Source organism: Dietzia sp. SL131, from assembly GCF_026672565.1.
GTDB lineage: Bacteria > Actinomycetota > Actinomycetes > Mycobacteriales > Mycobacteriaceae > Dietzia > Dietzia kunjamensis.
The window spans coordinates 817309-828812 of the sequence record NZ_JAPPRI010000003.1 but is presented as its reverse complement, the minus strand read 5'-3'; the positions used below and the strand labels follow the sequence as shown (position 1 = coordinate 828812).

9 protein-coding genes, 1 tRNA gene, 1 pseudogene and 1 riboswitch are annotated in these 11504 nt (G+C 73.2%); of the genes and pseudogenes, 7 read left to right on the top strand and 4 right to left on the bottom strand.

The features are described 5' to 3' along the window. Positions 1-47 precede the first annotated feature (47 nt). Positions 48-234, top strand: a riboswitch (cobalamin riboswitch). Positions 235-256: 22 nt separating this feature from the next. From OVA21_RS04745 to OVA21_RS04730, 4 genes are all read left to right on the top strand, one after another. Continuing rightward, positions 257-2536, top strand: a complete 2280-nt coding sequence (locus OVA21_RS04745) for a VWA domain-containing protein (RefSeq protein ID WP_268091909.1) — start codon at positions 257-259, stop codon at positions 2534-2536. Next, positions 2536-3150: a cob(I)yrinic acid a,c-diamide adenosyltransferase gene (gene cobO / locus OVA21_RS04740; RefSeq protein ID WP_268091908.1), complete on the top strand. Its 615-nt coding sequence runs from the start codon at positions 2536-2538 to the stop codon at positions 3148-3150. Before OVA21_RS04745 ends, cobO begins: the two co-directional genes overlap by 1 nt. Beyond that, positions 3144-4631: a cobyrinate a,c-diamide synthase gene (locus tag OVA21_RS04735; RefSeq protein ID WP_268091907.1), complete on the top strand. Its 1488-nt coding sequence runs from the start codon at positions 3144-3146 to the stop codon at positions 4629-4631. Before cobO ends, OVA21_RS04735 begins: the two co-directional genes overlap by 7 nt. A 101-nt stretch (positions 4632-4732) precedes the next feature. Further along, positions 4733-5104, top strand: coding sequence for a nuclear transport factor 2 family protein (locus OVA21_RS04730; protein ID WP_163377200.1), 372 nt, complete (start codon positions 4733-4735; stop codon positions 5102-5104). A gap of 26 nt (positions 5105-5130) precedes the next feature. On the opposite strand, the gene OVA21_RS04725 is transcribed toward OVA21_RS04730, so the two are convergent. The 4 genes from OVA21_RS04725 to OVA21_RS04710 form a co-directional block, all read right to left on the bottom strand. Continuing rightward, positions 5131-5871, bottom strand: a complete 741-nt coding sequence (locus tag OVA21_RS04725) for a cobalt-precorrin-6A reductase (RefSeq protein WP_163377201.1) — start codon at positions 5869-5871, stop codon at positions 5131-5133. Then, on the bottom strand, positions 5868-7439 hold the full coding sequence (locus OVA21_RS04720; RefSeq protein WP_268091906.1) for a cobyric acid synthase: 1572 nt from the start codon (positions 7437-7439) through the stop codon (positions 5868-5870). The genes OVA21_RS04725 and OVA21_RS04720 overlap by 4 nt, the downstream gene beginning before the upstream one ends. A gap of 91 nt (positions 7440-7530) precedes the next feature. Then, a tRNA-Ile gene (locus OVA21_RS04715) sits at positions 7531-7607 on the bottom strand. Between the two features lie 52 nt (positions 7608-7659). Next, entirely contained in the window at positions 7660-9048 is a 1389-nt protein-coding gene (locus OVA21_RS04710; RefSeq protein WP_254050481.1) for a carboxylesterase/lipase family protein, read from the bottom strand. A 59-nt stretch (positions 9049-9107) separates the two neighbouring features. Between OVA21_RS04710 and OVA21_RS04705 the strand changes: the two genes are divergently transcribed. From OVA21_RS04705 to OVA21_RS04695, 3 genes and pseudogenes are all read left to right on the top strand, one after another. Beyond that, complete coding sequence (locus tag OVA21_RS04705; RefSeq protein WP_096905738.1) at positions 9108-9530, top strand: nuclear transport factor 2 family protein; 423 nt, start codon at positions 9108-9110, stop codon at positions 9528-9530. Positions 9531-9601: 71 nt separating this feature from the next. Next, a pseudogene (locus OVA21_RS04700) lies at positions 9602-9859 on the top strand (dihydrofolate reductase family protein); the annotation flags it as partial. Positions 9860-9967: 108 nt separating this feature from the next. Continuing rightward, positions 9968-11503, top strand: a complete 1536-nt coding sequence (locus OVA21_RS04695; RefSeq protein ID WP_096905739.1) for an HNH endonuclease signature motif containing protein — start codon at positions 9968-9970, stop codon at positions 11501-11503. Position 11504: the final 1 nt, after the last annotated feature.

Here is an 11504-nt window from a genome sequence, read left to right as displayed (position 1 = left end):
GCGCCCCGGGACAGGCCGTTGGGCTAGCCTCGGGACCACACAACCGAACAGACCCCACAGCACGAGGTGCCCCACGACCCGCCACAGGCGGGGCGGAGGGGAGAATCAGGGAAGCCGGTGAGAATCCGGCACAGGGCCCGCTACGGTAACCCGGCCTCTCAGGCGATCGCGCCCCGCGCGCACATCCGAGATGAGCCGGGAAGTCCGGAGACCGGCCTCGCGCTGACCAGCCTGGCAGACGAGAGCGGGAGCCCCCATGCCACTGCACTACCCCTTCAGCGCTGTCGTCGGTTCCGACGACATGGCGCTGGCCCTGACCCTGACCGCGGTGTCCCCGGCGGTCGGCGGCGTGCTGATCCGCGGTGAGAAGGGCACGGCCAAGTCCACGATGGTCCGCGCCCTCACCGGGATCCTGCCGGAGGTCGAGGTCGTCACCGGCGACCGCTTCACCTCCGCACCCGAGGACCGCGGCTCCGAGACCCCGGACGGGCGTATCCCCCACGACGCGCCCACCGAGCGGCGGCCCGTCCGCCTGGTCGAGCTACCAATCGGGGTGTCCGAGGACCGCATCACCGGATCACTACACCTGGAGAGTGCGCTCGCCGACGGTGTGACCGTGTTCCAACCTGGCCTACTCGCCCGCGCACACCGCGGACTGCTCTACGTGGACGAGGTCAACCTGCTCCACGACCACGTGGTGGACCTGCTGCTCGACGCCGCCGCGATGGGCCGGGTGACCGTGGAGCGCGACGGCATCTCGGTGGAGCACGCCGCGCGCTTCGTGCTGATCGGCACCATGAACCCCGAAGAGGGTGAGCTCCGGCCCCAGCTGCTTGACCGCTTCGGCCTCACCGTGGAGGTGGCCGCGCCCCGGGACCCGGAGCTGCGCGCCGAGGTGGTGCGCCGCCGGATCGCGTTCGAGGCCGACCCGGCGGGATTCGTCGCCGCCCACGCCGCCGACGAGGCCGCCGTGCGCGAACGGATCGCCGCCGCGCGGCGCGTACTCGACCGGGTGAGACTGACCCCCTGGGCGCTGACCACCATCGCCCGGGTCTGTGCGGGCTTCGACGTGGACGGCATGCGCGCCGACATCGTCACCGCCCGCACCGCCGCCGCCCACGCCGCATGGCAGGGCCGGACCCGGATCACCCGCGAGGACATCCGCGTCGCCGCGCGCATGGCGCTGCCCCACCGCCGCCGTCGTGCCCCGTTCGATGCGCCGGGCCTCGACGAGGACCTGTTGGAACGGCTCCTGGGCGACGACGACGAGCCCGATCCCGACCCCCGGGACGAGACCGCGCCGGCCGACGACGCCGAACAGTCGGAGTCCGCAGACGAGTCCGCGTCGGCAGACACCTCGGATGCAGAGTCCGCCCCGGCGCGGGCCTCGGCCGAGCACGCCGGGCACGAGCACTCGCCCGAGCAGACCGAGCAGAACGAGGACGGCCCCGGCGCCGGCAACGCCTCCAGCACCGCGGGCCCCGCCCAGGCGGGCGGGCGATCGGACGACGACGCCGACGGCCGAGCCGACGAGCAGCCCGGCGGACACGCCGCGGAGGACACCCCCGCCGACGCCTCGCGGTCCGACGCTCCCGGGCCCACCCCGCCCGAGCCAGGCACGGTCACCGCGGCCGCGGCGCCGTACCGCACCCGCCTGCTCGCCGTCGCCGGTACCGGCCAGGGCGCGGCCGGCCGCCGGTCGAGGGCCCTCACCACCAGCGGCCGCCGCATCGGCGCGCGCGCGTTCACCGGCTCCGACCTGCACCTGCCCGCCACGATCCGGTCCGCCGCGCCGCAGCAATCCGCCCGCGGTCGCGGAGCCGGCCCAAACGGTGGCCGACTCCGGCTGGCCGCCGAGGACCTGCGCTCGTCCGTCCGCGAGGGCCGCGAGTCCAACCTCGTGCTGTTCTGCGTGGACGCCTCCGGCTCCATGGCCGCCCGCACCCGGATGGAGCAGGTCAAGACCGCGATCCTCTCCCTACTGCTGGACGCCTACCGACGCCGCGACAAGGTGGGACTGGTGACCTTCCGCGGGGCCGCGGCCCACGTGGCCCTGCCGCCCACGTCGTCGGTCGACATCGCGGCCACCCGCCTCGCGGAACTCCCGGCGGGCGGCCGGACCCCACTGGCCGAGGGACTGATCACCGCCGCCGAAGTCCTGCGCATCGAGGGCGTCCGCGATCCGCGGCGGCGGGCCCTCCTCGTCGTCGTCACCGACGGCCGCGCCACCCACGGCCCGGACGCCCTCGCCAGGTCCCGCACCGCGGCGACCGGGCTGGCCTCCCTCGGCGTGGCCTCGGTGGTGGTGGACTGCGAGACCGGCCGCTTCCGGATGGGCCTGGCCTCCGAGCTCGCCGGGCACCTGGGCGCTGAGCACGTGCCACTGGGCGAGGTCACCGCCGAGGGACTCGCCGATACCGTCCGCGCCCGCACCGCGCGCCCCGGTTCCGCCGACCGCGGCCCGACCCCGGACGACCGCACGCGACCCGGCCACACACGACCCGGCCATCCGCGCACCGAAGGTGAGGTGGCCTGATGCCCCAGGGACAGCCGGAGATCGTGCCCGACGACGGGCTCAGCACCCGCCAACGCCGCAACCGGCCGCTGGTCATGGTCCACACCGGGCCCGGCAAGGGGAAGTCCACCGCCGCGTTCGGCCTGGCGATGCGCGCCTGGAACCAGGGCTGGGACATCGGTGTGTTCCAGTTCGTCAAATCCGCCAAGTGGCGCATCGGCGAGCAGACCGTCATGGAACGCCTCGCCCGCCTGCACGCCGAGACCGGCGAGGGCGGGCCCGTCGAGTGGCACAAGATGGGCTCGGGCTGGTCGTGGTCGCGCAAGGACGGCACCGAGGACGACCACGCCGCCGACGCCGCCGAAGGATGGGCCGAGATCAAGCGGCGCCTCGCCGACGAGCGGCACGACCTCTACCTGCTCGACGAGTTCACCTATCCCATGAAATGGGGCTGGGTGGACGTCGACGACGTGGTCGCCACCCTCGCCAGCCGCCCCGGCCGGCAGCACGTGGTGATCACCGGCCGCGACGCCGACCCCCGGCTGCTCGAGGTCGCCGACCTGGTTACCGAGATGACCAAGGTCAAACACCCGATGGACGCCGGGCAGAAGGGTCAGCGGGGCATCGAATGGTGACCGACCTCCCGCGGATCGTCGTGGCCGCGCCGGCGTCCGGGCACGGCAAGACCACCGTCGCGACCGGCCTCATGGCCGCGCTGTGCCGCACCGGGCTGGAGGTCTCGGGGCACAAGGTGGGCCCCGACTACATCGACCCCGGCTACCACGCCCTGGCCACCGGGCGGCCGGGCCGCAACCTCGACCCGCACCTGGTGGGCGAGGAGCGAATCGTGCCGCTGCTGCTGCACGGCGCCGGCGCCGGCGCCGGGCGGCCCGCCGACGTCGCGGTGATCGAGGGCGTGATGGGCCTGTACGACGGGCACATCGGCGGCGACGGGTTCGCCTCCACCGCCCACGTCGCCGCGCTCACCGGGGCCCCCGTCGTGCTGGTCGTGGACATCTCCCACGCCTCCCGCAGCATCGCCGCGGTGGTGCTGGGGATGGCCTCCTACGACCCGGCCGTGCACATCGCCGGGGTGGTGCTCAACAAGGCCGGCTCCGTCCGCCACTCCGACGAGGTCCGCCGCGCGCTGGCCCCACTCGGCATCCCGGTCCTGGGTGTCCTCCAGCGCGACGACGACGTCACCGCCCCCTCCCGACACCTCGGCCTGGTCCCCGCCGCCGAACGCCCGGAGGCCGCGCGGTCGCTCGACCACCTGGCCGGGAAGGTGGCCGCGTCGATCGACCTGGAGGCCGTCATGCGGATCGCGCGTGAGGCGCCGCCGCTGGCGGGCGGGGCGTGGTCGGCGCGCGCGGCGTTGGGGGGCGTCGGCGCTGATCACGGGGGCGCCTGTCGTGACGCCCCGGGTGATGGCCGGGCGCCTGGGGTCGACGACGACGAGGCACGCCCCCTCATCGCCGTGGCCGGTGGCCGGGCCTTCACCTTCCGCTACGCCGAGACGGTCGAGTTGCTCGAGGCGGCCGGCTGCTCGGTGGTGCCGTTCGACCCGCTGGCCGACGAGGCACTGCCCGACACCGCCGCGGGAATCTACCGCGGGGGCGGGTTCCCCGAGGTCCACGCCGCGGACCTCGCCGCCAACGAGCAGATGCTTCGCGCACTGCGGGCGGCGACGATGGCCGGGACGCCAACGGTCGCCGAGTGCGCGGGCCTGCTCTATCTCTGTCGCACCCTCGACGGTGTCCCCATGGTCGGTGCTGTTGACGCCGACGCGGCCATGGCCCCGCGGCTCACCCTGGCCTATCGCCGCTCGACCGCAGGTGCCGACAGTGTCCTGGCGACCGCCGGCACCGAGGTCACCGGCCACGAGTTCCACCGCACGGCCGTGAACCCGCCCGCCGGCGCGGCGGGCTCGCGCGCGGACGAACCGGGCGCGGCTCCCGCCTGGACCAGCAGCGCCGGACCAGAGGGGTTCGTCAGCGGGTCGGTCCACGCGTCCTACCTACACACGCACTGGGCGGGGCATCCGGCGATGGCGGCCCGGTTCGCAGCGCACGCGCGGCGCTTCGCCACCGCGCGTCGGCCCGCCCGACTCGGCTAACCGGGCCCCTTGCGGTCGCGGGCGCGTTCTGGCCGAATAGGCGTAGACCCGGCATCCGGTTCGCTGACCGCCCGGGTCGGAACGACCACCGAGGAGACCTCATGACCGTGCGCGACGTCATCACCGCCTACTACGAGGCCTACAACAGCGAGGACCCCCACCACCTGGCCGCGGTGTTGCACGAGGACGTCGTCCTGCACTCCGCCGCCGGCACCCAGCACGGGATCTCCGCCTACCTCGACACCTACCGCGCGATGACCAGTACGTTTGTCGACCGCATGACCCCCGAGGAGATCGAGGTCGACGGCGACACGGCCATAGTCACGGTGATCAACACGCTCACCGCACGCGCCGACGTGAAGGACTTCATGGGGATGTCGCTGGACGAGGGGCAGACCATGACGTTGACTTTGCGCGGCCGCTACACGGTGGACGACGACCGGATCCGGGAGATCCACATCAAGTTGCTCTAACCGCGGTCCTCGGGGCGCCGGCCTGGTCAGTCAGCGGCGCCGGCCCACTCCGCGGCGGCTGCTGCACTGTCCACCACGGGCACGCCCGGTGCGGGTCCGGGCCGTCGCACCACCACGACCGGCACGTCGAGCTCGTCGGCCACCGCCATCTTCGACCACGTGTGACCGCCGCCCGAGTCCTTGGTGACCAGCACGTCCACGCCGTGGTCGGCGAAGAGCTCACGCTCACCCGCCACCGAGTAGGGGCCGCGGTTCAGCAGCAGTCGCCACGACGCGGGCAGCTCCACCTCCGGCGGGTCCACCACCCTGACGAGCGCGTGGTGCTCGGCGAGCGGGCCGACGAACCTGTCCAGCGACTGCCGGCCGATGGTGAGGAACGGCCGCCGGCCCACGCGGGACGCAGTAGCGGCGGCCTCGTCGTGGTCGTCCACCCAGTGCCAGCGATCGGCCCCCGCGGCGGCGGCCCAGCCCGGCCGCTCGAGCCGCAGCAGCGGCACCTCCGCGGCGGCGCAGGCGGCGGCGGCATTGGCCGAGATGCCGGCGGCGAAGGGGTGGGTGGCGTCCACGACCGCGGTCACGCCGGCCTCCGTGAGGTGCCGCCGGAGCCCGTCGATGCCGCCGAACCCGCCGACGCGCACCTCCCCCACCGGCAACCGCGGCCGCGCGACCCGGCCCGCCAGAGACGAGGAGAACCGCAGGCCGCGCTCCTGCAGCAGGACGGCGAGGTCGCGGGCCTCGGCGGTGCCGCCCAGGATCAGCACGCTCATCGGTCCGCCCCCGGCGGCAGCAGCGGCAGTTCCGGAGCGCCCGAGCGGGCCAGCTCGAGCAGCGCGTCCAGGTCGAGGTGCTCCTCGGCGAGGTCGGCGAGCAGGTCGAGCCGCGCCTCGCGGGCCCGCGCGAAACTCACCCCGGAGGCCGGACGCACACGACCCGCGCCGCCGGAGCCCTCCCCCACGCCGCCGGAGCCGCCGACGACCTCGGCCAGCAGCGCCGACCGGAAGCCGTCCGATTCGAGGGTTCCGTGCCACATGGTGCCGAACACGCGGCCCCGCCGGGCTCCGCCGGGGAACTCCTCGTCGTCGTCGACCCGCTCGGCCCCGCCGCCGACGCTCACCCTGCCGTGGTGGATCTCATACCCGCCCACGTCCTGACCCAGCGCGCGTCCGGTCGGCAGTCGCAGGACCTTCTCGGCGCCGAAGCGAGTGGTGGCGGGAAGCAGTCCGAGGCCGGTCACCCGCGCACCGGGCTCGCCCTCGATGCCGTCCGGGTCGGAGATCTCCCCGCCGAGCATCTGGAAGCCGCCGCAGATCCCCAGCACCGCGCCGCCGCGCTCGACGTGGGAGGTGAGCGCCCGGTCGAGGCGCCGGGCGCGGAGCCAGGCGAGGTCGTCGAGGGTGGCGCGGGTCCCGGGGACGACGACTAGGTCCGCCCCCGCGAGGTCGCGGGGCTCCGTGACGTACTCCAGCTCCACGTCCGCTTCCAGGCCGAGGGCGTCGACGTCGGTGAAGTTGCTGATCCGCGGCAGACGGATCACGGCCACCCGCAGGGTGGCGGCGGCGTCGGCGGCGCGGGGACCCACCGCGAGGGCGTCCTCCGAGTCCAGCCAGAGGTCGGGATTCCAGGGCAGCACCCCGTGGACCGGCCGGCCGGTGAGGTCCTCGATCTGCCGCAGCCCGGGGGCCAGCAGCGTCGGGTCGCCGCGAAACTTGTTGATGACGAACCCCGCGACCAGCCGCTGATCGGCGGGCTCGAGCAGTGCGACCGTGCCGTAGAGGGCGGCGAAGACCCCGCCGCGGTCGATGTCCCCCACCACGACGACCGGCATGTCCGCGTGCCGGGCCAGGCCCATGTTGACGTAGTCGCTGGAACGCAGGTTGATCTCGGTGGGGCTGCCGGCCCCCTCGCAGATGACGAGCTCGTGACGGGAGGCGAGGTCGTCGTAGGCGGCGTACGCGGCCTCGGCAAGGTGGGCCCGTCCGTCGACGAAGTCGCGGGAGGACACCGACCCGGCCGGCTGTCCCATCACCACCACGTGACTACGCCGGTCGCCGCCGGGTTTGAGGAGCACCGGGTTCATCGCGGGCTCCGGGGCCACGCCCGCGGCCAGCGCCTGGATCCACTGCGCGCGCCCGATCTCGGCGGTGCCGTCCGGGCTTGTGCTGTGCGGACCTGTGCTGTGGGGGGCGGCGACCACCATCGAGTTGTTGGACATGTTCTGGGCCTTGAACGGGGCCACGTCGATGCCGCGTCGGGCGAACGCCCGACACAGTGCGGTGGTCACGACGCTCTTTCCGGAATCGGAGGTCGTACCGGCGACGAGCAGTGAGTCGACCATGGAGATCGATTCTAGTCGGGCGCTCCGGGCCCGCCTGACCGGGCCGACCCGCGTCCGCGGTGGGGTCGCGGCGTGGTGGTGGGGCCAGCTGTGGTGGGGCCAGCGGGGCTCGAACCCGCGACCAGCGGATTATGAGTCCGCGGCTCTAACCAACTGAGCTATAGCCCCCCGCACGCGCCGGGTATGTCACCGGCACGCGCCGCGCAATCGTAGCAAGACGTCAGGAGTCTCCGGCGGGCCACCAGACCGCGCGGACGTCGGCCAGTCCGTCCTCGACGACGGCGGGAGGGTCATCCCACACCTGCACCCGTCTCCCGGGAGGCGCATAGGGCGGGGACCCAGGGTCCCCGGAGCGGACGAAGTCGACCCACGACCGGTGCATCGCGTCGACCAGATCCGGAGGCGCATCCGCTCCGAGGTAGGCCCGCACGTTCGCGGCTTCCGGCACCGACCAGAAGAACGGCAGGTCCGCGCAGTGCACGGCGCCGCGGCCCTCGGCCCAGCGGAAGTCGTACACCCAGGTGGGCGCGCCGGCCGCCACCCGGGTCTCTGCCGCCCGCACAACGGTCGAGTGGATGGTCGCGGCGTCGACCACCGCCCCCACCGCCCGGCGCAGCGACTTGCCCGCCGACTGTCTGGCCAGCGCGCGCAGTCCGGTGGTGGGCAGTTCCTGGGACCGCAGGATCATCGCGGCACCCGGCACCAGCGCCGGACCGGGGAGGGCCCGGACGACCCCCTCGAACTCCGTGGCCGTGGAGCCGATGAGCAGGGGCAGGGCGAGCCCGGGACCGCTCCCGATGCCCTCCAGGGGCGGGACCGGGACGGTGTCGTCGCCGACCGTCGGCCGGAACGGCATGAGGAAGGGATTGTCCTTGCGCAGGCGCCGGTGGAATTCGTCGACGGCGCCCCGCCCGCCGGCGGCCAGTTCCGCCGCGGTCGTGCCCTTGGGGGCCTGAGCGGCAGGCGATCGCAGCACCGCGGGCGACGAGGCGATCCCCCGGTGGAACAGGCCGACCGACAACGGCGAGGCGAGCAGGCAGAGCACCGCCCCGCCGCCCGCCGACTGACCCGACACCGTGACCTGCCCGGGGTCGCCGCCGAACGCCGCGATCTCGTCGCGGACCCACTCCAGGGCCATGATCCAGTCCCGCACCCCGCGGTTGTCCGGGGCGTCGGGGAACGCGGTGAACCCCTCGACGCCCAGGCGGTAGCCCACCGAGACCACGACGATCCCGGCGCGCGCGAAGGCGGTCCCGTCGAACCAGGGCTGGTGCGACGACCCGGACTCCCAGCCGCCGCCGTGGATCCACACCAGAACCGGGTGGCCCGTGCCCTCGGTGGGAGCCCACACGTCGACGTGCAGGATGTCCGTGCCGGCGACGATCGGCTCGGGGATCGCCGGATCGGGGTCGAAGCGCAGCCGCTGCGCGGTGGCCGCCGGCCGGGTGGCGTCGCGGACGCCCGGCCACGGTTCGCGGCGGACCGGGGCGGCGAACCGCAGGTCGCCGACGGGGTCCTCGGCGTACGGAATGCCGTAGTAGCGGACCACATCCCCCAGATCGGTGCCCTTGACGCGGCCGGTGGACAGCGCGATCTCGACGTCGGTCATGGCGGCCAGATTAGCGACGACAGCTGAGATCCCCCGGCGATCACTGCTACCAAGGGGAGATGACAAGTGATAGGGACCTGATCATTGAGCGTCTGGCCGACGTGGCCTCAGCGTTGGACTCACGTGACTGGGACGGGCTGGGCGAGCTGTTCACCGAGTCCGCCACCGGGTACGGCGCGACCGGTCGGCAGGCGATCATCGAGAGGGTCAGGGAGCACCTCGGGGGCTGCGGACCGTCCCAGCACCTGTTGGGCAACCATCGGGTCCAGCTCGCCTTCCACGGAGACGAGGACCGGGCACGAAGCCTCACGTACGCGCGGGTCCTCCACCTCGGTGCCGGGGACCAGTCCGATCTGTCCTACGAGTGCCTCGGCGAGTACTCGGACCTGTGGACCCGCACGCCGGAGGGCTGGCGGATCGACTCGAGGAGGTTCCACATCAGCTTCGACCGAGGCGATTTCCGGACACTCCAACCGGGCTGATCGCCGACTGCCTCCCATGGGAGGCGGCTTCGGGTCGTACAACGACAACGGTGATTGGGGCGGCTACTGACGATTCCGGCGTGTTCGACCCCTGGGTCACCCAGATGACCACGCTGCTGACCACGGTGGTGTCAACGACGCTGGATGGTCCCCTCGACTGGCCGGACGCGGCCATCGTCAGCGGAAACGCCGTCGAGGTGGTCGCTCGCTTGAAGCAGCAATCCGACGTGTCGTTGCGCTCGCACGGCAGCTTGTCGATGAACCGGGCGCTGATGGCCGCCGATCTGGTCGATCGGGTGCAGGTGACGGTGTTTCCCTGGCGCAGTGGGTGGGTACCAGGTTGGGGTGAGTGATCGAAAATGATCGAACCCTTGTGCTAGTGCGCCGGTGCGGGTATTGTCGAATGTAGGTTCGATGTCGGTGGCGGAGGGGGTGGAATGGTGACGACGACGAGTGCACTGTTCGCCGTACCCGAGCCCCTCGGCATGGTCGACATGGAGGCCGTCAGCGAGGCGGCCCGTGCCGCGACGTTGGCGCAGAACCGCGCCGGGGCCACGCGGCTGGAGGCGGCGCATGTCCTGGTCGACCAGTTCGCCCGGGCCGCCCAGGCACAGGCGGAGCAGGCCGACGAGGCCGGCGCCGGTTCGCGTCGGCCCGCGTACGCCCGGCTGGATCCGGAGGCCCGGGCCCGCGATCACCTCGTGGCGGCGTGCCAGCTCACGTGCTGGCACGCCGCGCGGTTGGTGACGGCCGGGACGCAGATCCACCGACGGCTGCCCCGTCTGCGATCCACGGTCGACCGCGGGCTACTGCCCGAGCAGTTGGCGGTCGATATCGCGTGTCGCCTGGCGGAGGTGTCCGACGCGATCGTGTCGATCGTGGAGGACGAGGTGGTCGCGCGCTTCACGGACGATCTCGACGGTGGCGACCGGCCGACCCGCAACGCGGTGGACTCGGCGATCGATGACGCCGTGGAGCGACACGACCCGGCTGCCGCGCAGGACGCCGCCGCCGCGGCGGCCGCCACCCGCTCGGTCCGATTCCGCGGCGACCGGAACGGCATGGCCACGATGTGGGCCAGGCTCACCGCCGCCGATGCCGAACTCCTCCGTCGTCGCATCGAGACCGATGCGTCGGCCGCCTCGGCGGACGGACTGGACGGTTCCCTGGACCAGCTCCGCGCCGACGCCCTCGCCGCGCTCGCCGTCTATCCGCCTGCTGGTGACCCGTCCACGACCAGCCCCGGCCCCGGCTCCGACACTGACTCCGCGTCCGAGCACGACGGCATCGCACTCGGCGACGTCAGGCTCGGGGCGGACCTCCCCCGGCCCACGCTGGGTAACGCCGCGCGGGCCGGTCAGCCGATCCGCATCAGCGTGATCGCCTCCGCGGCCCGGGGCCTGCCCAACCGTGTCGAGTTCGTCCACGGCACCTACAGCAGCGTCGAATGGCTCTGCACGGAACTGCTCGAGGGCGACGACGCGAGCGTGCGGTTCGAGCTCATCGACCCCGCCCCCGGCGTGCTCGACTCCCCCGAGCACGCCCTGCGGTACATGATCACCCCCGCGATGGCCGAGCGAATCCGCATGCGCGACGGCACCTGCCGGCACCCCGGGTGCTCGGTTCCCGCCGAGGCCTGCGACGTGGACCATGTGATCGCGTTCAACACGAAGGACCCCGAGCTCGGCGGGCCGACCACCGAGTGGAACCTCGTCTGCCTGTGCCGCAAACACCACCGGGAGAAGACGTTCGGGACCAACGCCTACCGGTCCGGGCCGTTGGGTGAACTCGTCATCATCACCGACACCGGACACGAACACCGCACCCGACCCAAGGGCCCCTTGGCCCGTGCCCGTGACGCCATCTGGGAACGCGAGTGGAACGCCTTCGCCGACCGCATCGTCGCCGACGACGGCACACTCATCAATCCGCCGGGTCAGGACAGGTACCGACCCCGCAGACGGCCGGCCTGAC